The sequence below is a fragment of the Klebsiella sp. WP8-S18-ESBL-06 genome (assembly GCF_014169755.1).
Lineage (GTDB): Bacteria > Pseudomonadota > Gammaproteobacteria > Enterobacterales > Enterobacteriaceae > Kluyvera > Kluyvera ascorbata_B.
Window position 1 is genome coordinate 62,842 of the sequence record NZ_AP022256.1, and the last position, 22,893, is coordinate 85,734.

Below are 22,893 nucleotides of genomic sequence, written 5' to 3' on the forward strand. Positions count from 1 at the left end.
ATGAGACATATTGCGTTTATCGGTTTTGGCGAAGCGGGGACCATTCTGGCAAGCGAGCTGGCGCATCAGCATCGCGTTGTCGTGTGGGATTGCAAGCTCCGCGGGGGCGACCGTGAGGCCATGCTGGCAAAAGCCGAGCGGGCGGGTGTTCAGGCGGCGGGGTCGCTGGCGGAGGCGCTTGACGGCGCGGCGTGGGTGTTTTCGACCGTCACCGCCGGCGCCGCGCGGGAAGTGGCATTGCACAGTGCGGCACTCATGCAGGCCGGACAATATTTTCTCGACCTTAACTCCGTTGCACCGGATACCAAACGGCAGGCGTCTGAAGCCTTTGCACCCGGTGTTTACGTGGACGTTGCGGTAATGGCCCCCGTCCCCCCGGCGCGGATGAAAACCCCGCTGCTAGTGGGCGGCCCGCAGGCGCAGGCGGTCACCGATGTGCTTAACCAGCTCGGGTTTAACGCCCGCTACGGCGCTGATGCGGTAGGCAGCGTCTCGGCGATCAAAATGTGCCGTAGCGTGATGATTAAAGGGCTGGAGGCGCTGACCACCGAATGCCTGTTTGCTGCGCGAGCCTACGGCGTGGAGGCGGAAGTACTGGCCTCGTTGCACGCCAGTTTTCCTTCGCTGGGCTGGGACGCTGCGTTTCCGGGCTACCTGATAAGCCGCGTCGCCGAGCACGGCGTGCGTCGTAGTGAAGAGATGGAAGAGGTGGTCAAAACCCTGCGCGATGTGGGCGGTGAAGGGCTGATGAGTCAGTCGACATCACGCGTTCAGCGGGGGGTGCCGCAACAGATGCAGGCATACGGGCTTGATTATGCCGGGCTTGAGCCGTTCAGCTGGCAGCGGCTGGCGGATACGCTTAAGGGGCGGTGATACATGAGGCAGGCCTGATAAGCGTAGCGCCATCAGGCAATATTACCGCACATTGCCGGATGGCGGCTTCGCCTTATCCGGCCTACGATTTCAAGGTTATTTTGTCGGGCACTGAATGTCTTTAATCGCCTTTTCATAGGCCGCGCGGTCGTTCTTATCCAGCGCCCGCGTTGCGCTCTGCACCGCCGTTTTGTTGACCGCGGAGTCCAGAATCCGGTTGGCAAACTGGGTGTCGCTCAGCCCGGCGTGGGGCGGGCAGTTTTGCTTCACGTCTTTCACCACCTGCTGCTTTTGCTGCTCGAACTTCAGCCCTTCGAGCGGCGAAGCGACTACCGGCAGCGCCAGGCAGGCGGCCAACGAAATCGCGATACGGATTGTCTTCATCTCGGATGTCCTTATGTTGATACGCACCGTTAACTATAGCTGTATCCGTTATTTTGCGCTGCCGCTTCCAGCTACAGGTAGACGTTGCATCCATCCGTCGAAATCCTCCGTGGTGGCTCGCAAAGAGGCGAAAACACGGCGGTGACTCGCCTGTGTCGGGCGTAGAGTGCGTCTATTCGCTTTTTGGGTGACGATGGAACGCCATGACGACGCGCGCAGCTTCAACGCCGCACGATGCGGTTTTTAAACAATTTTTGTGCCACCCGGAAACGGCGCGTGATTTTCTCGCCATGGTTGATATCACCGTGGTGCCGGATGATGAGATTATGCAGCATCGCCGCGTGGCGCTGCTGGAGCTGGTGCAGAAGCATATTCGCCAGCGCGATCTGTTCGCGTTAGTCGACCAGATTGCCCAGCTGCTGGTAACGGGATGCGCTACTGACAGCCAAATGAAAGCGTTGTTTAATTATCTGCTGAGATCGGGAGATGCGGTTCGTTTTCACGAGTTTCTCCAGGCGGCGGTTGAACGTGCACCAGAACAGAAGGATAAGATAATGACCATTGCAGATAGGTTGCGGGAAGAGGGGCATTGGGAGGGAGTGCAACAGGGGTTACAGCAGGGGATACGTCAGGAGGCGTTACGCATTGCCCGAACGATGCTGGAAAACGGCATCGACAGCGCCATGGTTCAACTTATCACTGGTCTTTCCGCCGACGAGCTGGCAGATCTACAGCACTAATTTTTAGCCCGATAACCGACGTTATCGGACCATTCCTTCTATGCCGTTTTCACCCTGCGCCGCGAATCCAGCGAAATCAGCACCACCGAGGATAAAATCAGCAGCGTGCCCAGCCAGTCTGGCAGGGTAAAGCTGATGCCGAGCAGCAGCAGCGATAAAAACGCGCTGCTGAGCGGTTCGGCACAGCTGAGAATGCTGGCTTTCGGCCCGCCGATCATCTGTGCGCCTTTCAGGTACAGGCTGAAGGTGAGAGACGTGCCGATCACCACCAGGTAGAAAAAGGCCAGCAGCAGGTTACCGGTAATCACGATATGGGTGCCCTGACCGGCGTAGAACGGCAGCAGCATTGCGCCGCCGAGCAGCATGCTCCAGCCGACGATCGGCAGCGTACCGTAGCGGGCAATCAGCGTTGAGGGATAGGTGGTGTAGAAGGCGGCGGCAAAGGCGGAAGCAATCCCCCAGAACAGCGCCGCGCCGGAGATAGACAGCGAGGTGGGGTCGCCGTGGGTCACCAGCAGAAAAGTCCCGATTAGCGAGGTGGCGATAGCGGCGAAGACAAACGCGCCCGGTCGTGCCTTACGCACGATGGCAAACCAGGCCACGATGATCGTCGGCGATAAAAATTGCAAAATGGTCGCGGTGGCGGCGTTCGATTTTTCAATCGCCAGCAGGAAGGTCAGCTGCACGGTCATTGCGCCTACCAGCGAAAAAATCAGCAGGCTGAAGGTATCTTTGCGGTTGCGGAAGAGGCGAAAAATACCGTCGCCGTGCAGGAAAGAGAAGGTGAGGAGAATAAAACCGCCGGAGAGCAGGCGGATCATCGTCAGAAACGGCGACCCCATCTGGCTATGTTCCATAATGTACTGCGCGCAAACGCCGGAACTTCCCCACAATATCGCGGCAATTAAGACGTTAAGCATCCCTTTTCTGGTGGCACCCATTTTCCTCAACCCTGTCATCGTATTTTGTTGTGACGGGCATCATAGCATGGTGGAAAGCTTGCCCCCAGCGGCGTGCCGGGGGCAAAAGGGTTAGCTGAGATCGACGTTTTTGCTGCCGAACAGCCAGGTCAGCAGGAAGCCGCCAAGGTAGGCGACGGCGAGGCCCGCGGCGTAAACCGCCATCCCCGCATAGATGCCGCTGTTTGAGGTCATCAACGGGATGGCCACCAGGCCGGACGGACCGAAGACCGTATTCAGGCCAACCGGCAGCCCCATCCAGGCGACAAGGCCAATGAAGAAGCCGCCGCAGGCACCACCGAGGCAGGCGGTGATAAACGGCTTCATACGCGGCAGCGTCACGCCATAAATCAGCGGTTCGCCCACGCCGAGCAGGCCGGGAATGATCGCTCCTTTAATCTGCGTACGCAGCAGTGAGCCCTGCTTCGCCCGATAGTACAGCGCCAGCGCCGCGCCTACCTGGCCCGCCCCCGCCATGGCCAGAATGGTAAACAGCGAGTTGAAGCCCTGCGCTTCCATCAGCGCAAAATAGACCGGCACAAAGCCCTGATGCACGCCAAACATCACCGCCAACAGGAACAGACCGGCCAGCACCGCAGAGCCGAACGGGTTACCGTTGAGGTGCAGGAACAGCCAGGACATCCCGGTAAACAGATAGCCGCCAATAGGCATAATGACCACGAAGGTAACCGCGCCCATGATCAGCAGCGTCACTGCCGACGTGAGGATCATGTCGAGGTTGGCGGGCATGATGCGGCGCACCTGTTTTTCGACCCAGGCACCGATAATTGAAGCGATCAGTACGCCGATGATGTTCCCGCGCGGGTCAATGGTGTGGCCGAAGAAGTCGGAGATTCCGGAGTAGAAGCCCACCGCCGCTTTGGGGTCATAGCCCAGAATAAACAGCGCGGCGATAATCGCCCCGTTCACGCCCGAACCGCCGAACGCTTTCTGCGCGTTATAGCCAATCAGAATGCTCAGGAAGGTAAACATGCCCTTACTGAACACTTTCATGTAGCTGATGATATCCACCAGCGTGGCGTTCGGATGCGCGCTCTCCAGTACGAACAGCTGTTCGGCCAGGGTCGCAAAGCCGAGCAGCAGGCCTACGGCAATAAAGCCAGGGATCAGCGGCGTAAAGATGGTGGCAAACTTGGCGAGGAATTTCTGTACGCTGCTGGTTTGCTTACCCTTGAGCTCCTGCTTTTTGGCATTCGCGATATCGGCCAGCGATGCACCAGAGTCAGCTTCATGCGCTGGCGTTTGCGGGGCCTCTTCCAGCATCAGGTTCATCATTTCTGAAGCGGTCTGCGCTTTGCCCGGGCCGAGGATAATCTGGAACTGCTCGTTGCTGACCACCACGCCCATGACGCCTTCGACCTGGCGGATGGCGGCGACGTCAGCATGGTCCTCATTGCGCAGCGTCAGGCGCAGACGGGTCATACAGTTACCCGCCTGCACGACGTTTGGCGCCCCGCCTACCAAGGTGAGAATGCGGGCTATCATCTCTTTATTTATTTTTGCCATTCTACGAACCCTCGTCAGTGGGAGGCGTGTTGAAGCGCTTTGCGGATAAAACCGTTGTTGTCGGCCAGCAGCTTTTTGGCGTCGTCGGCGCTCAGATTCGCCAGCACCATCACGATGGCGGTTTTGCAGTGGCGGCCGCTGGCATCCAGCGCCGTCTGCGCGGTCTGGCGATCGCACTCGGTGGCTTCCATCACGATGGAAATCTGTCGCTCAATCAGCTTGGCGTTGGTGGCCTCTACGTCGACCATCAGGTTGCTGTAGACCTTGCCGCTGCGGATCATCGAACCGGTAGTGATCATATTCAGCACCAGTTTTTGCGCCGTGCCTGCTTTCAGACGGGTCGAGCCGGTCACGACTTCCGGGCCAACAACCGGCGTAATGGCGATGTCGGCGCGCTGCGCCATCTCGCCGTGCGGGTTGCAGCTGACGATAGCGACCAGCGCATTTTGCTGATGCGCGTATTCCATTGCTCCCAGCACGTACGGCGTGCGGCCGCTGGCAGCGATACCGACCAGCACGTCATGCTCGTTAAAGCCCAGCGTACGTAAATCTTCCGCGCCCTGTGCGGCGTTATCTTCAACGTTTTCAACCGCTTTCAAAATGGCGGTGTGGCCACCGGCAATCAGGCCGACAACCTGCTCAGGACGGGTGCCGAAGGTGGGCGGGCATTCGCTGGCGTCAAGAATACCCAGACGGCCAGAGGTGCCAGCGCCGATGTAAATCAGTCGACCGCCGTGACGGAAAGCATTCGCCACGCTATCAACCAGCTGCGCTATCTGCGGAATATACGGGGTGATGGCGTGAGCAACCTGCTGATCTTCGTTGTTAATGACCGTCAGCATCTCTTCAGTGGAGAGGGTGTCAATGTTAGCGCTGTTTGCGTTGCGTCGTTCAGTCAGCAATTTGCTCAAGTCAATACTCATAGGAAACCTCATCATTCACAGTGGCGAGCAGTATAAGGAATTAATTATTCCATTCATGTGAAGGTTATCACGATTAGAGGCACGAGGTAATCATGATTTACAGCGGTGGCGGGGAGTTTTGAGGTAATAAAATTGGAATATTTTATTACCTCTGTGAATTTTAGGGCGCGGTGCGCGGTTTAAGCAGCCCGAAAAACAGCGCAATTGCGTAGGAAATCGCCATCGCGAGACTCATTTTCAGCATGGTTTCACCGCCCAGTCCTGCCAGCGGCGCGGCAATGCCTCCGCAGACGAACATCAGCGTACCCATCAGCGCCGACGCGGTACCCGATTGCGCGCTGCTGACCGCGCTCATGGCTTCCGCACCGGAGACGGTGCTGATCCCGCTCATAAACGACACCGTGAAGAACAGGCCAATCAGCGCCATGACCGGCTGTTGCTGCCAGGCGAGCAGTAGGGTGACCAGCGCGCACAGCACCGCCAATAATAAACCCCGGCGCAGCAGCGTTTCCGCGGCGACGCGACGCGCCAGTTTTGAAAAGATCAGGGCGGCAATAATCAGCCCAATCCCGTTCAGGCCAAACAGCAGGCTGAACTGCATCGCGCTCATGCCGTATTCGCTCTGAATGACGAAGGAAGAGGAGCCAATGTAGGAAAACAGCCCGGCCATCATAAAGGCCTGAATCAGGCAGTAGCGCATAAAGCGGCGGTTTTTGAGAACCGGCGTTCCTTTCGGCTGCGTCGCTGCATCGGGGCCGTTGGCTGGCAGGGTTTCATGCAGTACGACAAGGCTTAAAAGCAGCAGCACCGCGCCAATTCCCGCCATCGTCCAGAACAAAATTCGCCAGTCAAACGCGGTGATAATATAGCCGCCGAGCACCGGCGAAAGCACCGGCGCAATGCCGTTAACGGTCATCAGCAGGGCGAAGAACTGAGTGAGCAGCGTGCCCTGATAGCGGTCGCGGGCGATCGAGCGTGATAGCACTGAACCACCGGCACCGGCGAAGCCCTGCAAAAAGCGCCAGACAATCAGCAGATGAATATCGTGGGTGATGGCGCACATAGCCGATGAGAAGATAAACAGCAGCAACGACAGCGCCAGCGGCTTGCGGCGGCCAATGCGGTCACTGAGCGGGCCAAAGAACAGCTGGCCGAGGCCAAGACCGAGCAGCGCGGCGGTAAGCGACAGCTGGGTTTGCGTGCCGGTAGCGTTTAGCTGTTCGGTGATTTCCGGCAGCGCCGGGAGATAAAAGTCGGTACACAGTGGGCCAATAGCGGTTAGCAGACCCAGAACCACGACCCAGGAGGGGGAGATGCGCGGCATGAAAGCTCCTTTTATTTTTCATAATCAATGAGGGGAACGGTGCTGGCTGCACCCTCACCCCGGCCCTCTTCCTGGAAGGGAGAGGGGGAAAACCCGCGCCGGTATTTACCTACGACGCCAATCGGTTCCCTCGCCCCTTTGGGGAGAGGGTCTTGTAGGCCTGATAAGCGCAGCGTCATCAGGCATCGCAGGCACATTGCCGGATGGCGGCGAAACGCCTTATCCGGCCTGCACCCCGCCGCCCAGCGACTGCCAGAGCGTAATACGGTTCGCCAGATCCGTTTCCTGTAAGGCAATCAGCGTCTGCTGCGCTGACCACAGGGTGCGCTGCGCCGTCAGCGCGGTCAGGTAATCGCCAACGCCCGCCTGGTAGCGTTTCATCGCCACGTCCAGCGTCTGCTGCTCCGCCGCCACGTATTGCCTCTGCGCATCAAGCTGTTCGCTCAGCGTCTGGCGACGCGCCAGCGCATCCGCTACGTCCTTAAACGCGCTCTGAATCGTTTTTTCGTAGGTGGCGATTAGCCCCTTTTTCTCCGCCTCGGCGTAGCGAAGTTGCGCCAGATTGCTGCCGCCGGTAAACAGCGGCAGCGAAATAGACGGCGCGAAGGACCACACGCTCATGCCGTGGCTAAACAGTGAAGATAGCGCATCGCTGCCTACCCCGGCGCTGGCGGTGAGTGAAATGGTCGGGAAGAAGTTTGCCCGCGCCGCGCCGATATTGGCGTTGGCGCTCTTCAGATTGTGCTCCGCTTCCTGAATATCCGGGCGCGTTAGCAGTACGGACGACGAGACGCCCGCCGGGACCAGTGAAATGGTGTTGGCAGCCAGGCTCTCCAGCGTACCCGGGAGCAAGGCATCCGCTACGGTGGTGCCGGCCAGCAGGTTAATGGCGTTTTTATCCTGCATCACCAGCGTTTGGTAGCTGGCGACGCTGGCGCGCGCCTGCTGATAAACGCTCATCGCCTCACTCACGTCAGTGGCCGCCGCGGTGCCAATTTGCTGCTGACGCTGGACGATTTTCAGCGAGTCGGCGGCGCTTGCCATGGTTTGCTGCGCCAGCGCCAGGTTGCTGTTGTCCGCCGCCAGCGTCACCCACGCGGTGGTGAGCTCGGAAATCATCGTCAGACGGGTGTTCTGCGCGGTGAATTCGCTGGCAAGCCAGGTTTCACGAGCCGCGCGGGACAGACTCTGATTACGACCAAACAGATCCAGCTCGAAGCTGGAGACCGCGCCGTCGGCCCGCGCGGTGGTGCTCACCCCGCTCGCCAGCGTGCGGCTGCGGGTATTGCTGAGTTCGGCGTTAACGGTCGGCATTAACGACGCGCGGGTTTCGCCGTACTGCGCGCGAGCGGCGTCAATATCGGCAATGGCTTTTTGCACATCGCGGTTGCTGCTGAGCGCCTGGCTCACCAGCTTTTGCAGGCGCACATCGTTCACCACCTGCTGCCAGTTACCGACCACGGCGGTCGCTTCACCGTGGCTGCCCGGCAGCGTCGCCGGGATAGGCGCGTCCGGGCGCTGATAGTTGGGGTCCATCGACACGCAGCCCACGCTCAGAAGCGCAATAAATAAAACGGATAAACGGAACATAACTTACTCCAGACGGCTGCGTTTACCGGCGAACAGACGTTTCACCAGCACAAAGAACAGAGGAACAAAGAAAATTGCCAGCAGGGTTGCCGTAAGCGTCCCGCCGATAATCCCGGTACCGATGGCAATACGGCTGTTAGCACCCGCACCGGTCGCCACTGCTAGCGGCATGACCCCGGCGATAAACGCCAGCGAGGTCATGATGATCGGACGCAAACGGGTCTGCGCTGCACGCAGCGCAGCGCGGGAAAGCGAATAGCCCTCCGCCACCGCGGCTTCGGCGAACTCGACGATCAGAATGGCGTTTTTCGATGACAGCCCGATGGTGGTTAATAGCGCCACCTGGAAGTAGACATCATTGCTCAGGTCACGCATCCATGCGGCCAGCGCCGCGCCCAGCAGGCCGAGCGGGATAACCATGATGACCGAAATTGGCACCGACCAGCTTTCATACAGCGCCGCCAGGCACAGGAACACCACCAGAATGGAAATGGCATACAGGCTCATCGCCTGGCCGCTGGCCAGTTTTTCCTGCAACGACAGTCCGCTCCAGGCCCAGGTGGAGCCCGCCGGCAGGTTATTGGCCAGGTTTTCCATGGTGGTCATCGCGGTACCGGAACTGGCGCCGGTGGCGTTTTCGCCCTGGATTTCATAGGCCGCCGCGCCGTTGTAGCGCACCAGGCTTTCCGGGCCGTATTCCCAGCGGGTCGTGGCAAAAGCGGAGAACGGCGTCATGCTGTTATCGCTGCCGCGCACGAACCATTTTCCGAGATCGGACGGTGAGGCGCGAGAGTCGCTATCGCCCTGGATATAGACTTTTTTCACGCGTCCGCGGTCGATAAAGTCGTTCACGTAGGTACCACCCCAGGCGCTGGAGAGCGTTGAGGTGACGTCGCTCAGCGACAGCCCCAGCGACACGGCTTTGTTGTTATCGATATCCACCTGTAGCTGTGGCGTTTGCGGCATATCGTTGGCGCGCACGGCGTGCAGAGTGGCATCCTGATTGGCTTGGCCAATCAGCTGATCGCGCATTTTCAGCAGCTCGGCACGGTCGGTGCCGCCGCTGGCCATCAGTTCAAAGGTAAAGCCGTTGCTTTGGCCGAGGCCGTCCACCGACGGTGGCGTCATCGCAAACAGCGTGGCATCGCGAATCGCCCCCAGCTCTTTGGTGGCGCGTAGGGCAATGGCCTGCGCGGTATTTTCCGCGCCTTTACGCTCGGACCAGTTTTTCAGTGAGACGAAGGCCATGCCGGCGTTCTGCCCGCTGCCGCTAAAGCTAAAGCCGTTAACCGTGAAGATAACGTCGGTGTTGGCTTTCTCTTTGTTGAGGAACCAGTCGGTTACCTGCTTGCTGACCTCGGCGGTACGTGAGTTTGTGGCCCCGGCGGGCAGAGTGTACTGCACCATGATCTCGCCCTGGTCTTCCACCGGCAGGAAGCTCCCCGGCAGTTTCCACATCGCCAGCGCCATGCCGCCGCAGATGGCTAAATAGACCACCATAACCAGCCCGGAGCGGCTCAGAGTATTGAGCACCCGGTGCTTGTATTTACGTTCAGTAGAGGCATAAAAGCGGTTAAATGCGCCGAAAAATCCTTTTTTGTGCGGCGGCGTATGTTGCAGGATTGAGCCGCACAGTGCGGGCGTAAGGGTTAACGCCACCACCACGGAGAGCATCATTGCCGAGATAATGGTGACCGAGAACTGACGGTAAATCACCCCGGTGGAACCGCCAAAGAAGGCCATCGGCAGGAACACGGCGGACAGCACCAGCGCAATGGCGACCAGCGCTCCGGAGATTTCGCCCATCGATTTTTCGGTCGCTTCCCGGGCGGGTAGCCCTTCGTCGCGCATAATACGCTCGACGTTTTCTACCACCACGATGGCGTCATCGACCAGCAGCCCTATCGCCAGCACCATGGCGAACAGCGTCAGGGTATTGATTGAGTAACCGAATAGCGCCAGCACGCCAAACGTGCCGAGCAGCACCACCGGCACCGCCAGCGCGGGGATAAGCGTCGCGCGGATGTTTTGCAGGAACAGATACATCACGCAGACCACGAGGAAGATGGCTTCAAACAGCGTTTTCACCACATCTTCGACGGAGATCTTGATAAATTCAGTGCTGTCTTTCGGGTATGCAACATCGTAGCCCTGCGGCATGTTGCGTTTGTACTCGTTGATTTTATCCTTCACCAGCGTCGCGGTGCTCAGGGCGTTAGCCCCCGGCGCTAGCATTACCGCCATACCGGCGGCCGGGTGTCCGTTCAATTTGGCGACAGCGGTGTAGTCTTCACTGCCCATCTCGACGCGGGCGACGTCACCGACGCGCACCACCGCGCCGTTGGACTGGCTTTTAATGATGATGTCTTTGAACTGGTCGACGGTTTGCAGACGCGACTGCGCGCGCACGGTGGCGGTCAGCTGCTGGGTGTCCGGCGACGGCAGGGCGCCGATTTTACCGGCGGAAACCTGCACGTTCTGCGCTTCAATGGCGCTTTGTACGTCGGACGGCATCAGCGAATAGGAGGCCAGCTTCGCCGGATCCATCCAGATGCGCATGGCGTATTCCGCGCCGAACACTTGCAGGCTGCCGACGCCGTCGAGACGGGCCATCGGGTCCTGCATATTGCTCACCAGCCAGTCGGCGATGTCGGAGCTGCTGGCTTTATCGGTTTTGTCGTAAACCCCCATGATCAGCAAGAAGTTGCTCTGGGATTTCACCACCGTCACGCCGGACTGCTGCACTTCGCTCGGCAGGCGGGATTCGGCCTGCTGCACTTTGTTCTGCACCTGCACCTGCGCGGTATCCGGGTCGGTCCCTTGCTCAAAAGTGACGTTGATACTGACCGAACCGTCGGAGCTGCTGGTGGAGGTGAAGTAGAGCAGGTTATCCAACCCGGTCAGCTGTTGTTCAATGACCTGGGTGACGCTGTTTTCCAGCGTTTGTGCCGACGCACCGGTGTAGGTGGCGGAAATTTTAATGGATGGCGGCGCGACGTTCGGGTATTGCGCGACCGGCAACGTTTTGATGGCCAGCATCCCGGCCAGCATAATCAGGATGGCGATAACCCAAGCGAAGACCGGGCGACGCACGAAGAAACGGGCAAACATCAGGCGTTTCCTCCGTTAGCTTTCACTTCAACCGGTTTCACCTGCTGGCCGACGGCGACTTTCGCCGTCCCTTCGACGATCAGCTTATCGCCCGCTTTCAGGCCATTGAGCACCAGCCATTTGTCGCCATAGGTGTCGCCGGTTTCCAGCGCACGCTGCTCGACCTTGTTGTCGGCGGTGACCACCAGCGCGGTGGCGTTGCCCTTTGCGTCGCGGGTGACACCCTGCTGTGGCGCCAGAATGGCATCGTTCATGATGCCTTCATCCACTTTGGCTCGTACGAACATACCCGGCAGCAGCTGATGATGCGTATTGGGGAATACGGCGCGCAGGGTCACCGACCCGGTGGATTCGTCGACGGCGACTTCGGTCAGCGCCAGGCGGCCTTTTTCGCCGTAGGTGCTGCCGTCTTCAAGCTGCAGGGTGACGCCGAGCGTATCGCTATTGGCCGCCAGCGACTGCTTACGCAGACGCAGCAGGTCGACGCTGGAGCGGGTAAGATCGACGTACATGGTATCCAGGCCACGAATGGTTGCCAGCGCCGTGGTTTGCTCGGCGGTGACCAGCGCGCCCGGCGTGACGGAGGAGATACCGATGCGCCCGGCAATAGGGGCGCTGACGGTGGTCCAGTTAAGGTTAATGCGCGCGCTCTCGAGCGCCGCTTTTTTGGACTCGACGCTGGCTTTGTCCTGCGCGCAGGTCGACTGCGCGTCGTCGGCGTCCTGGCGTGAAACGCCGTTATCCTTGACCAGTGCCGCATAACGCTGCGCCTTCTGGCAGTCGGCGACAACCAGCGCCTGCGCCTGCTTCAGCGCGGCGGCGGCTTCATTGTAAGCGGCGCGGAAGCTGGCTGGGTCAATCTGGTACAGCGCCTGGCCTGCTTTAACGTCATCGCCCTCATTAAAAAGCCGTTTCTGGATGATGCCGGAAACCTGCGGGCGAACTTCCGCGCTGGCGGCGGCGGTCGTGCGTCCGGTCAGCGAGCTGACCACAGAAACGGGCTGGCTTTTTAATGTAACGATGCCGACTTCCTGTGCCGGACGTTCTGGAGAGGCGGTGGGGGCATTATCGCATCCGCTCAGGAGAAATAATGCAGCGATGGTGGTTGTGATGTATTTCATATTTTTCTCAGGGTGAACGACACCCTTCTCGCCCAATAGGGGGGAGAATGACAGGTGCGAAAAAGCCTGCGTCTCCGGAGGTCCGGAAACAACAAAAGGGGGATGAAATATCCCCTGGTTTCTAAATGAAATTAATTATTTTGCAGTGACGAGCATATTAATAATTTCCTGATAGATTTTTTCCATTTCGTCAGAGGCCACCTGTTGGGGGATCTGACGACGATAAATGGTGCCTTCCACCATCACCGCCATGACCTCGACGCAGCAGCGAATACGCGTTTCGCTCAGCGCGGGATAGGCTTTGCGCAGATGCTCGCAGGCGTTGTTAAACATGCGCTCATCGGCCTCTTGCAGCCAGGCGGCAACCTGCGGATTACGGGTGGCTTCAGCGGACATCTCCAGCATCAGCGCATCGTCATCTTCGCTCAGCGTCATGCGCCACGCCAGCATGTGCGGCATCAGATGGGTCTGGGTTTTGCCTTCCATCTCGGCGATGCGGTGGTCGATAATCCGGCGGATCATCTCTTCAATAATGGCATCTTTGTTACTGAAATAACGGTAGATTTGCCCGACGCTGAGCTTCGCTTCAGCGGCAATTTGCGACATGCTGGCAGCGTGAAAACCGCTGTTGCGAAAGCAGCGGCGGGCAGCGGCGATGATATCGTCCTGGCGGGCTTTTTGCCTGGCTTCCAGCTTGCTGGTCATGCGCGTCTCCGTGAGGGTTAAGAGTGAGAATGATCGTTCTCATTTCTGCCCATTATACGTAGCTCGCGCATGATGAGAAGCATTTTCTTCATGCCATTTTTTCTTTTTTAATTGGTACAAAAAATAATGGAGAAAAAAAGAATTTTTTGTGAAATAAATAAGGGAAGACAATAAAAATAATGGAGAAGATATGCCTTTTGTTATTAAAGAAATTATTACGCAGGAAGATAAAGACGAGTTAATCACCGGGCTACGTGCCTATAACCGCCAGTTTATCGATGCCACCGGATGGGGCGATATTTGCGTATACCTGCGCGATGAACAGGACGTGATGCGCGGCGGCCTGATAGGCCAGCGTAAAGGCGACTGGCTCAGCATCGACTATCTGTGGGTGTGTGACACCGTGCGCGGTGAAGGGGTCGGCAGCGAGATTATCAAGCGTGCAGAGGATCTTGCGCGCGAGAAAGGCTGCAAATATGCGCTGGTGGATACCATTAGCTTCCAGGCGCTGCCGTTTTATCAGAAGCAGGGTTATACGCTGAAAACGACGCTGGACGATTTCCCGCTGACGGGAATACAGCGCCATTACCTGACGAAAACGCTGTGAGCGTTGCCGGATGGCGCTGCGCTTATCCGGCCTACGGGACGGTGCGGGGGGATGGTGTTTATCCGGTCTACAAAACGGAGTAGGCCGGATAAGGCGTAGCCGCCATCCGGCATCGGCTACTCGCGCCCGGTTTTCAGCGGCGCTTCTTTTAACAACCACGACAGCGCGAAAGCCAGCACCATAATGCAGGCCGCCATCATAAACGCCGCGTGAATCGCCGAACCGAATGCGGTGAGGTAATCCGTGCGAATGGCCTCAGGAAGCTGGTGAATGGCCACCGGGTTCATCCCCGGAGGAATAGCCGCCCCTTCCGGTAACAGGCTGGTCAGCCGTGATTGCAGCACCGAGGTAAACACCGCGCCAAACAGCGCCACGCCAATGGAACCGCCAATCGAGCGGAATAGCGTGACCCCGGAGGTGGCGACGCCGTAGAGGTTCGCGCTGACCGAGTTTTGTACCGCCAGCACCAGCACCTGCATCACCAGCCCAAGACCCATACCCAGCACGGCGGTAAACAGATACAGCTGCCAGGTCGGCGAGGTCAGGGTAATCCGCGTTAGCAACAGCATGCCAATAAAGCCCATCAGCGTGCCAACAATCGGATAGAGGCGATATTTTCCGGTACGGCTAATCGCTCTACCGCTGATAATCGAGGTCAGCAGCAACCCGCCCATCAGCGGAATTAATTGCAGCCCGGCCTCGGTTGGCGTAGCGTTCTTCACCACCTGCAGGTAAAGCGGCAGGAAGGTGATCGAGCCAAACAGCGACATACCGATGATAAAGCCAATCAAGCTGCACAGCAGGAAGCTACGATTGCGGAACAGCGACAGCGGGATTATCGGCTCCCACGCCAGCCGTTCCTCATAAATAAACCCGGCAATGCCGATAAGCCCAAAGGCGAGGATGCACCAGAGCTGCGGGTCGCTCTAGGCGCGAACCGTGCCGCCTTCGGTCGTAAACAGGATGATGCTCACCAGCGCCATCGTCAGGTACAGCGCGCCCAGCCAGTCGATTTCATGCTGGCTGCGTTTGTTGCTGGAGTGGAATACGGCACCGATGACAAACAGCGCGAACAGCCCCAGCGGCAGGTTGATGTAGAAAATCCAGCGCCACGAGGCGTGCTGGACAATAAAGCCGCCAATCAGCGGGCCGATAACCGTCGCCAGGCCAAACACGCCGCCGAATAGCCCCTGATAGCGCCCGCGTTCGGCGGGCGGAATGACGTCGGCCACGGCCGCCATGCTAATGACCATCAGCCCGCCGCCGCCCAGTCCTTGCAGCGCACGCATGAGTACCAACTGGGTCATATTTTGCGCCAGCCCGCACAGTGCGGAGCCCACGAGAAACAGCACGATCGCGATTTGTAGCACCCGCTTGCGGCCAAACAGATCGCCAAACTTGCCGTACAGCGGTACCACAATCGTGGAAGTCAGGATGTAAGCCGTGACCACCCACGACAGCTTGTCGAGGCCGCCCAGCTCGCCGACAATGGTCGGCAGCGCGGTCGAGACAATGGTCTGGTCGAGCGCGGAGAGCAGCATCACCAACAGCAGCGCGCTGAACAGCAAACGGATTGAGGTGACGCCAGTCGGTTGCACGGGCTGTGCGTTCGTCGTTGTATCGGACGCCATCATGTTCTCACTTGAAATTAATTAAATGCATAATTAATATTTATTGAAGATCGTTAAGTGGTCAAGGGATCCCGTTTCTATGCCAGCACAAAAAGACAATCTCAAACCGCGTAAGCCTGGGCGTCCGCGCGGCAGTAAGCCGAATACCGCGAACCGCGAACAGCTTATCAATATTGCGCTGCGTCTGTTTTCTCAGCAGGGCATTGCGCGCACGTCGCTGAACGCGATTGCCCGGGAGGCGGGAGTCACGCCGGCGATGCTGCACTACTACTTCAATTCACGAGAGCAATTGCTCGATGTGATGATCGAAGAGCGGTTTTTGCCGCTACGCGCCAGAATCAGCGGTGTGTTTGGCGATTATCCCGATGAACCGGTGAAGGCGCTGACTGAAATGGTCAGAACGCTGGCGGCCATCGCGGCGCAGTATGAATGGTTTGCCCCGCTGTGGATGCAGGAAGTCATTGGCGAGATGCCGGTGCTGCGCCAGCATTTACACGAGCGTTTTGGTGACGACAAATATCACGCCACGTTGGCGATGGTGAAACGCTGGCAGGCCGAGGGGAAAATCAACCCGCACCTGAGCGCGGAGCTGCTGTTCACCACGCTATTAAGCCTGGTGCTGGTGCCGTTTTCCCGGATGCGTAACGACGAGCGATTGGCGATGCTGACACCAGAGCAAATTGTCAGCAACGCGCTTGCGGTGCTGTTGCAGGGGATTGGCCCGGCGTCGTGTGGTTCGTCGGCCCGATAAGCGGAGCGCCATCGGGCACGATACGGCACATTGCCGGATGGCGGCATAAACGTCTTATCCGGCCTACCTGAGGCTGAACTGGTTACTTTCCGCCAACGCTTTAAACCACAGTCCGTTGCGCTTAATCTGCCGCTCTCCGGTTTCAAGATCGAGACGGTAGAACCCGTAGCGGCGCTTGAACGAATTAAGCCACGACCAGTTGTCGATGAATGTCCACTGATGCACGCCGAAACAGTTTGCCCCGTCGGCGATCGCGCGGTGTAGCTGCACCAGATGCTCTTCCATCAGGCCAATACGGAAACCATCGTCAATCACGCCGTCCGCCTGCACCGGGCCTTCGGATTGCAGATCCATCGCGATACCGATTTCGGCGAGATACCACTTAATATTGCCGTAATTGTCGCGGATATTGGCGGCAATGTCGTAAATTGCCTGCGGGTGAATTTCGTTGTTATCGCGGTACGGATTGAAGCGGCCGTGCGGGTCTACGTAGTTTTCGAAGTAATACTCCGGCGAGAAATAGTCGAGGGTGTACGGCGTTTCGCGCGCCTGTACGCGACGCGGCACGTAGTAGTTCACGCCGAGGAAGTCGATGCGCGAGTCGGTAATCAGCGAAACCTCTTCTTTGCTGGTTTCCGGCAGGCAGTTATGTAGCGCCAGCAGTTCACACAGTTCCTTCGGGAACTGGTGTTTCACCAGTGGGTCGAGGAAGCTGCGGTTGAACAACAAATCGGCGTACCACGCCGCTTTTTTATCTTCCGCTGAGTCGCTGCGGGTATAGGATGGCGTCAGGTTCAGCACCACGCCGATTTCACCCGGCAACTGCTGTTCACGGTAGCATTGCACCGCTTTCGCGTGTGCCAGCATGATGTTGAACGCCACCTGCGCGGCCAGCTTGCCGTCCTTTTTGCATGGGTAGTGGAAGTCGTACAGATAGCCGCCTTCGACCGGCACAATCGGCTCGTTGAAGGTGATCCAGTATTTTATTTTATGGCCGAACAGGCGAAACGCCGTGGCGGCAAAGCGGGCGAACAGATCGGTAACGTGTTTTGACTCGAACCCACCGTAGCGATTTTGCAAACCCTCCGGCATATCAAAATGATAGAGGTTGACCATCGGTTCGATGCCGTTGGCGATCATTTCGTCGAAATAGGCGTTATAGAAGCGTACCGCTTCTGCATTCGGTTCACCGGTTTCCAGATCGTCAATCAGACGGGACCACTGAATGGAGGTGCGAAATGAATTGAAGCCAATATGCTTCATCAACGCGACGTCTTCTTTGTAACGATGCAGCGTATTGCAGACCGTCCCGGGACCAATTTCCCGGTAGAAACGCTCCGGCTGCGCGGCGTGCCAGCTGTCCCAGATAGAACGATGAGGCTTGCCTTCTGCGCCTTCAGTTTGCGGGCCAGAGGCGGCCGCGCCCCAGAAGAAGTGGTTTGGAAACGCATAAGTGGTCATTTAATCTCCTGAAAAATAAAAAACTGCGCCGCTGGCGGCGCAGCAAATCGCTACTCAGCCTTCACCTGAATGGCTTTAATAAAAACATAACCCCAATCACCAGGGAATTTCCCCAGGCTAATGGTGTTTTCACCCTGTTTAAGATGCACCGACAGAGTTAAGCGCTGGCCGTGTTCGTCGGTTTGCGGAAACTCAATCTGAATCGGTTTGTCACTGTTGATTTGCACCGAGTTTTTCTTAGTGCCCCATTTTGCATTGAAGTCGAGGTGCAGCTGGTAATGGCCGTCCCACGGCGCGACAACCTGCCAACTGACTTTATCGCCATCGTTAGCAAAGGGACCGAGGAAGCCATCTTCACCGGTTGTCAGTTCATTTTCCGCGCTCTTGATCACCGTTTTCTGGCTCTGCGAAAGACCCAGTGGCTGGCTGTCAAAATGGCAGAAATCCGCGGGCGCTGGTGCCGTGGCGGTCGTGACGTCAACGGTCATCGTTTTGCTGCTTTTCAGCAGACCATCGTCGGCGGTAAACGTCAGTTGGTAGGTGCCCGGCGTCGGGAACCAGGCGCGCGTAGCGGCCTTATCCGCATGGCAGAAATGCGCGCGTTTTTTACCGGTGCTGGTCCATTTCTCGCTGACCTTGCGTGACGGCAAATTGTCATCCTGCCACTGCGCATTGAGGCTCAGCCCGTTATTTTGCGTAGTGGTTGCCTTGTCGCTAAGCGTAATGACCGGTGCGTGGTTTTTCTGCGTATGGGTGACGCCAATAACATTGGATGGCGTGGACTGTCCCGATTCATTTTTTGCGATAACCCGGTAGTAATAGGTTTTACCAAGCGTGAGCGAGGCATAGTCATCGCTGAACAGATCCATGGTTGCCGGGTTCCATTCCTGCATGCCATCAGAAATATTGTGCCCAACGACGGTCCACGGACCGGTTTTCGACTCCGCGCGTTCTACGTCATAGCTGCGGCCGACGGCGGCACCCATCCAGTTAATGGCGAACGGCGAAGTCGTTGCGCGCAGCTTCGGCGCATCCGGCGCAGGCAATGGGGCCATTTTTTCCTCTCCCGCCATTTGCGCGGCAGCGGTGCGCACCAGGTTAACCACCGCCGTTTCCTGATTCCCATCCCCCTGCGGGAAGCCTGGCAGATGGTAGCTATAGTGGCCGGTGTACTCTTTATGCCAGTAGAAACCGCCGTCGTGACGATGGCCGCGGAAGCCCCATATGAATCCTCCCGCCGCTTTGGCGCCGTTGACCTCGGTATGCACAATTGACTGCATTATGTCGTTCAGTGCTTTGCTATCGAGCAGGCCAAACTCACCGACCAGATACACTTTCTTGCCGCCGATAGCGGTCAGGTCTTTCTTCACCTGATCCGGATGGTTATTACCGGCGTTGGTGTAGTAGTGGTTGCTGATGATATCGACATTGGGATCGTTTACGGAGAACGCGTTGATTTTCTTATAAGTACCGTCAACGACCAGCTGATGCGGCGCGAGTTTTTTAATCCATGCTGCCGTCTGCCTGAGGAATTCTTCATTGGTATCCTCCAGTTCGTTGCCGGTTTCCCAGGCCATAATGGCTTTTTCGTCATAGTAAGGGCGCCCGGTAATGGTGTTGGTCCGGGTAATCACCTGACGAATCACATCGAGATACGCTTTGTAGGTCTGGCTGTCTGTGCGGTAAAAATCTTCCGGTTTTTCATGGTAGAAGGCCGCCAGTTGCTCCCGACCTCCCCACCACCACCAGTGATCGATAAACGGCAAAATCAGTCGCAGACCCTGTTTGTCAGCTTCAGCAATCATGTTGTCGTATACCACCATCGCCTTCTCATTCAGGCGTGGCATACCGTCCGATGTTGTCGGAGCCAGGATGTGCGTTTCGCGCTCGCAGGCTTCATCGCTCTCCTGCTGTACGGAAAGTACATAGACGCGCTGGGCTTTTGCTCCCGTTTGCACGATGGCTTTAATCCAGTTCTCCTGTTCCTCCGGCGTCGGCCATTTAAAGTACTGGCCCCAGCCGCGCGGATCGGCTTTACACACGCCGCGGGCGTCGTTTTCAATACGATGCAGCTCCGGTGCGTGAATGCCGGCGAAGCGGAATTCTTGCTTGCCGTCCATTAGCTGTGCGCCCTGGCGCGTGATAAAGTTTTCAAAGTGCGATTGCTGTGCCGCCATGGCACCCGCGCTGCTTAGCGAGGCAATAACGAACATCAGCAGTGACTTTCTGACGGGCATTTTCATCGTCTCTCTCCTTAGAACCAGACTTCCGCCTGCACGCCAAAGTTCACCGTGTCGGTGTCGCCACTGCGGCTGTATCCACCAGCATCGATAGTGTTGGTATTCCAGTTGTAGTTACCATCGAGCGCGTCGGAAACACCTTTATCCCATTTGGCGTAAGTGACAAAGAAGCGAAGCTGTGGGCGGCTCCAGAAGCCAGAGTCGAAGGTCAGCGTTGGCGCGACGGTGATTTTAGTCAGCCCGCCTTTGCCTTTACCGTTGACGCCCTTGTAGTTGTCATCATCGAGGTACTCATATCCCAGCTCGTACTGCATGGCGAAGTTTTTGGTGATTTGATGATACGGACGAATTCCGGCAACCCAGCTGGTGCGGCCCCAGCCGTTGTCGTCGCTGCTCCACCAGCGGTAGTTTTTATCCTTCTGCAAGTAGGCAAAGGTTGAGACTTCGACGTTCCCCATAGATGCCAGGCTGTCGAGCACGACACGCCATGACTGGGTGTCTTCAAGATTGGCCCAGCCCCAGCCGTTTTTGCCCAGCGAGTCGCCTGCCGCCAGACCGCGTCCATATTGCATCACCAGTTTGGAATAGCCGCCCGTCAGACCCCAGAAACCGTCAAAGTTATAGACGCCGGTTACGCCGTAGCCTTTCTCTGCGGAAGTTGGGTGGTTTTCGTTGCGGTTCATGCGGTGGCCGATCAGCTCAAGATCCAGACCTGTGCCGGCGATCTTTTTAAACCACAGGTTAAGCGAATAGTCGTCCGGGTAGCCCTGATCGCCTTTATCGACAGGGTAGGCTTTGGTTTCATCGGTCGGTGAGAAGGCGTAAACCCCGGCGTCGAAGCGCGCGAAGCCCAAATCCATGTTGTCGAAGCCACCGCCGGTCCCGTTGTACTGAATGTACTCCCAGTCAAACTGGTGGCTGGAGGTGTTGGAGCTGCTGTAACGTTTGCCGCCCCAGAAGGTCATTTCCGGTGCGAAGTCGAGGTTGCTTAGCTCGGCATACCCTTCCCGGAACTGCACGTCGTGGCCATCGTCATCCTGGCAGTTCCAGTCAGAGGTGCATTTGCTCTGGTGAGTGATATTGGCCTGAATTTTTGCCACCGCACCGGAGTCAGACTTCAGGGTAACGGTCGGTATCAACTCAATTTTGGTGTCTTCTTCGTTGCCCAGACGCCATTTCCCGTCCGGCATCAACCCGACGGAATCGACGCGGTTGCCATCCGAGTTTGCCAGGATGCCAGAGCGCATATAGCCGTGGAGCTGAAAATCATATTTTTCTGCATGTGCCAGACCGCTTGTGGCGATGTTGATCAGTATAGCCAGAGGTATCAATCGGTTAAGTCGTTTCATTGTTCGCTTTTCCCTTTTATTTTTGTACGCAATAGCGCTTTTGTTAATGCGATGGGAAATTTACGGTTCAAAAATGGAAATGTACATCCACAAACGGAAAGCGCTTTCCATAATTGCCGGATCAAATCACAGATCCGGAGATTGTTCACTTGAAAGCGTGATGTTGATCGACTTTTTCTCTGAGAGCTAAAAAAAAGCCAGCGCTTGCATGGCGCTGGCAAGAGAAAAACTGTGAAAGAGATCGATTAGCGGGATTCAGATTCCGCCAGTTGCCGTTCATAAACGTTGAAAAACGGACGGTATATCATCCACGCATTGAAGAAGGCGAACAGGCACATAAACATATTTTTCCAGCTGCCGTTTGCCGACCAGGCCGCACCCAGCGGTGAAGGCATTGACCAGGGTAGCATTGCCACGGCGCGATCGAGCACGCCAAGGTGTGTCAGATACCAGGCAAGGCAAGCGTTAATCAATGGAACACCAATAAAGGGTATTAAAAATAGTGGGTTAAGTATGATCGGAAAGCCGAAAAGAATCGGCTCATTAATATTAAATAGCGAGGGGATCAGGCCAATTTTACCTACGCTTTTGAGCTGGCGAGAACGGCTGCGCAGCGCCATAAACACCAGCGGCAGCGTAGAGCCAATACCGCCAATGAGCAGATAAAAATCCCAGAACCCCTGCAGATAAATATGGGGTAGTGGTGTAATTCCATTCGCGAGTGCCTGCTGATTTTCAAACAGATAAGTCATCCAGAATGGATTCATGATGCCGGTGACGATAAGCGCACCGTGGATCCCGACAAACCACAGTACGTTGCAGATAAGCAGGGAGATCAACAGCGCGGTCAGCGTATCGGATGCGATGATCAGTGGACGCAGCGCTTCGCTGATGAGCTCCGGCAAAATCATGCCGGTATTCAGCTTCAGCCCGGCATTCATCACCGTGATGGAGAGCATGATCACAAGCAGCGGCGCCAGCAGCTGAAAGCCGTTGCGGGTCATGATCGGCACTTCATCCGGCAGGCGAATACACCAGCCTTTGCGGTAAAAAAATCGAATCACCTCGACGGAATAAAAACTTGAAACTAAAGCGCTAAATATTCCCATGCCGCCAAGAAACAGGTTGCTGCCGCCGTTATCTTTGAAGCCAATGAACAGCAGAAAAGCCAGGCATCCAGTCAAACCGGACAGCCGCTCCGGGAGCTGATACTGCTTGCCCAAGCTGGCGCTGGCACCGAAGGCGATGATCAGCGCAATCAGGCCGATTGTTAGCTCAAAAGTGGGCAGCAGCATCGGGCGGATGGCCTGATACCAAGCGCCGCTAAGGGCAAACGGCGGGAAGATCAGTGGCACCATCAGGCTGCCTACGATGACAAAGGGCATGGCCAACGCAAAGCTGTCGCGCATGGCGGTAATGTGCTGGCTGCGGGTTAAAAGATTGGCGAAAGGCGTCACGCGTTGCTCAATCAGCGTTACAGCAACATTCATAAACTGAATGTTCATGGCGAACCTTATATCGAACGGAGGTGACGGGATCATCGCCTACATCCCCGCAAAGTGAAAGCCTGCATCCGGTGATCGCGCTCACATTTAAT

16 protein-coding genes and 2 pseudogenes are annotated in these 22,893 nt (G+C 57.1%); 4 read left to right on the forward strand and 14 right to left on the reverse strand.

The window, feature by feature from the left end:
* The gene (locus H7R76_RS00295) at positions 1-873 is read left to right on the forward strand and encodes an NAD(P)-dependent oxidoreductase (RefSeq protein WP_182929773.1); all 873 of its coding nucleotides are present in this window, start codon (positions 1-3) and stop codon (positions 871-873) included.
* A gap of 96 nt (positions 874-969) precedes the next feature.
* Here H7R76_RS00295 and H7R76_RS00300 read toward each other — a convergent pair whose 3' ends face one another.
* Positions 970-1,257: a YicS family protein gene (locus H7R76_RS00300; protein WP_182929774.1), complete on the reverse strand. Its 288-nt coding sequence runs from the start codon at positions 1,255-1,257 to the stop codon at positions 970-972.
* A 227-nt stretch (positions 1,258-1,484) separates the two neighbouring features.
* Here H7R76_RS00300 and H7R76_RS00305 point away from each other — a divergent pair.
* Positions 1,485-1,997 (forward strand): annotated as a pseudogene (locus H7R76_RS00305) (Rpn family recombination-promoting nuclease/putative transposase); the annotation flags it as partial.
* 38 nt (positions 1,998-2,035) lie between these two features.
* Here the strand turns inward: H7R76_RS00305 and H7R76_RS00310 are convergent.
* The 8 genes from H7R76_RS00310 to H7R76_RS00345 form a co-directional block, all read right to left on the reverse strand.
* Positions 2,036-2,938, reverse strand: coding sequence for an EamA family transporter (locus H7R76_RS00310; RefSeq protein ID WP_182966672.1), 903 nt, complete (start codon positions 2,936-2,938; stop codon positions 2,036-2,038).
* A 90-nt stretch (positions 2,939-3,028) separates the two neighbouring features.
* A complete protein-coding gene (murP, locus tag H7R76_RS00315; protein ID WP_182966674.1) occupies positions 3,029-4,483 on the reverse strand; it encodes a PTS N-acetylmuramic acid transporter subunit IIBC in 1,455 nt (484 codons plus the stop codon).
* A 14-nt stretch (positions 4,484-4,497) separates the two neighbouring features.
* Positions 4,498-5,406, reverse strand: a complete 909-nt coding sequence (murQ, locus tag H7R76_RS00320) for an N-acetylmuramic acid 6-phosphate etherase (protein WP_106924857.1) — start codon at positions 5,404-5,406, stop codon at positions 4,498-4,500.
* A gap of 160 nt (positions 5,407-5,566) precedes the next feature.
* On the reverse strand, positions 5,567-6,730 hold the full coding sequence (locus tag H7R76_RS00325; RefSeq protein ID WP_106924858.1) for a multidrug effflux MFS transporter: 1,164 nt from the start codon (positions 6,728-6,730) through the stop codon (positions 5,567-5,569).
* 219 nt (positions 6,731-6,949) lie between these two features.
* Positions 6,950-8,320, reverse strand: coding sequence for an efflux transporter outer membrane subunit (locus H7R76_RS00330; RefSeq protein ID WP_182966676.1), 1,371 nt, complete (start codon positions 8,318-8,320; stop codon positions 6,950-6,952).
* A gap of 3 nt (positions 8,321-8,323) precedes the next feature.
* A complete protein-coding gene (locus H7R76_RS00335; protein WP_182928446.1) occupies positions 8,324-11,431 on the reverse strand; it encodes an efflux RND transporter permease subunit in 3,108 nt (1,035 codons plus the stop codon).
* Positions 11,431-12,552 (reverse strand): efflux RND transporter periplasmic adaptor subunit, encoded by a 1,122-nt coding sequence (locus H7R76_RS00340; RefSeq protein WP_182929779.1) that lies wholly within the window; start codon positions 12,550-12,552, stop codon positions 11,431-11,433. Before H7R76_RS00340 ends, H7R76_RS00335 begins: the two co-directional genes overlap by 1 nt.
* Positions 12,553-12,687: 135 nt before the next feature.
* On the reverse strand, positions 12,688-13,257 hold the full coding sequence (locus H7R76_RS00345) for a TetR/AcrR family transcriptional regulator (RefSeq protein ID WP_106924861.1): 570 nt from the start codon (positions 13,255-13,257) through the stop codon (positions 12,688-12,690).
* Between the two features lie 190 nt (positions 13,258-13,447).
* Here H7R76_RS00345 and H7R76_RS00350 point away from each other — a divergent pair, with 190 nt between their 5' ends.
* Positions 13,448-13,864, forward strand: coding sequence for a GNAT family N-acetyltransferase (locus tag H7R76_RS00350; RefSeq protein WP_182966678.1), 417 nt, complete (start codon positions 13,448-13,450; stop codon positions 13,862-13,864).
* Between the two features lie 116 nt (positions 13,865-13,980).
* Here the strand turns inward: H7R76_RS00350 and H7R76_RS00355 are convergent.
* Positions 13,981-15,495: pseudogene (locus H7R76_RS00355) on the reverse strand (MDR family MFS transporter).
* A gap of 79 nt (positions 15,496-15,574) precedes the next feature.
* Between H7R76_RS00355 and H7R76_RS00360 the strand changes: the two are divergent.
* On the forward strand, positions 15,575-16,246 hold the full coding sequence (locus H7R76_RS00360) for a TetR/AcrR family transcriptional regulator (RefSeq protein ID WP_182928447.1): 672 nt from the start codon (positions 15,575-15,577) through the stop codon (positions 16,244-16,246).
* A 63-nt stretch (positions 16,247-16,309) separates the two neighbouring features.
* On the opposite strand, the gene H7R76_RS00365 is transcribed toward H7R76_RS00360, so the two are convergent.
* From H7R76_RS00365 to H7R76_RS00380, 4 genes are all read right to left on the reverse strand, one after another.
* Entirely contained in the window at positions 16,310-17,707 is a 1,398-nt protein-coding gene (locus H7R76_RS00365) for a glycoside hydrolase family 1 protein (RefSeq protein WP_106924864.1), read from the reverse strand.
* Between the two features lie 50 nt (positions 17,708-17,757).
* Entirely contained in the window at positions 17,758-19,950 is a 2,193-nt protein-coding gene (locus H7R76_RS00370) for a CBM35 domain-containing protein (RefSeq protein ID WP_182966680.1), read from the reverse strand.
* 11 nt (positions 19,951-19,961) lie between these two features.
* A complete protein-coding gene (locus tag H7R76_RS00375; protein WP_182966682.1) occupies positions 19,962-21,296 on the reverse strand; it encodes a maltoporin in 1,335 nt (444 codons plus the stop codon).
* Between the two features lie 245 nt (positions 21,297-21,541).
* On the reverse strand, positions 21,542-22,801 hold the full coding sequence (locus H7R76_RS00380; protein ID WP_106924867.1) for a PTS sugar transporter subunit IIC: 1,260 nt from the start codon (positions 22,799-22,801) through the stop codon (positions 21,542-21,544).
* Positions 22,802-22,893: the final 92 nt, after the last annotated feature.

What these genes read in the sequence shown, in the direction of transcription:
- murQ (WP_106924857.1), bottom strand. Translation starts at nt 5,406, where the DNA reads ATGAGTATTGACTTGAGCAAATTGCTGACTGAACGACGCAACGCAAAC.
- H7R76_RS00345 (WP_106924861.1), bottom strand. Translation starts at nt 13,257, where the DNA reads ATGACCAGCAAGCTGGAAGCCAGGCAAAAAGCCCGCCAGGACGATATC.
- H7R76_RS00340 (WP_182929779.1), bottom strand. Translation starts at nt 12,552, where the DNA reads ATGAAATACATCACAACCACCATCGCTGCATTATTTCTCCTGAGCGGA.
- H7R76_RS00350 (WP_182966678.1), top strand. Translation starts at nt 13,448, where the DNA reads ATGCCTTTTGTTATTAAAGAAATTATTACGCAGGAAGATAAAGACGAG.
- H7R76_RS00330 (WP_182966676.1), bottom strand. Translation starts at nt 8,320, where the DNA reads ATGTTCCGTTTATCCGTTTTATTTATTGCGCTTCTGAGCGTGGGCTGC.
- H7R76_RS00360 (WP_182928447.1), top strand. Translation starts at nt 15,575, where the DNA reads ATGCCAGCACAAAAAGACAATCTCAAACCGCGTAAGCCTGGGCGTCCG.
- H7R76_RS00380 (WP_106924867.1), bottom strand. Translation starts at nt 22,801, where the DNA reads ATGAACATTCAGTTTATGAATGTTGCTGTAACGCTGATTGAGCAACGC.
- H7R76_RS00295 (WP_182929773.1), top strand. Translation starts at nt 1, where the DNA reads ATGAGACATATTGCGTTTATCGGTTTTGGCGAAGCGGGGACCATTCTG.
- H7R76_RS00310 (WP_182966672.1), bottom strand. Translation starts at nt 2,938, where the DNA reads ATGGGTGCCACCAGAAAAGGGATGCTTAACGTCTTAATTGCCGCGATA.
- H7R76_RS00370 (WP_182966680.1), bottom strand. Translation starts at nt 19,950, where the DNA reads ATGAAAATGCCCGTCAGAAAGTCACTGCTGATGTTCGTTATTGCCTCG.
- H7R76_RS00335 (WP_182928446.1), bottom strand. Translation starts at nt 11,431, where the DNA reads ATGTTTGCCCGTTTCTTCGTGCGTCGCCCGGTCTTCGCTTGGGTTATC.
- H7R76_RS00325 (WP_106924858.1), bottom strand. Translation starts at nt 6,730, where the DNA reads ATGCCGCGCATCTCCCCCTCCTGGGTCGTGGTTCTGGGTCTGCTAACC.
- H7R76_RS00375 (WP_182966682.1), bottom strand. Translation starts at nt 21,296, where the DNA reads ATGAAACGACTTAACCGATTGATACCTCTGGCTATACTGATCAACATC.
- H7R76_RS00300 (WP_182929774.1), bottom strand. Translation starts at nt 1,257, where the DNA reads ATGAAGACAATCCGTATCGCGATTTCGTTGGCCGCCTGCCTGGCGCTG.
- H7R76_RS00365 (WP_106924864.1), bottom strand. Translation starts at nt 17,707, where the DNA reads ATGACCACTTATGCGTTTCCAAACCACTTCTTCTGGGGCGCGGCCGCC.
- murP (WP_182966674.1), bottom strand. Translation starts at nt 4,483, where the DNA reads ATGGCAAAAATAAATAAAGAGATGATAGCCCGCATTCTCACCTTGGTA.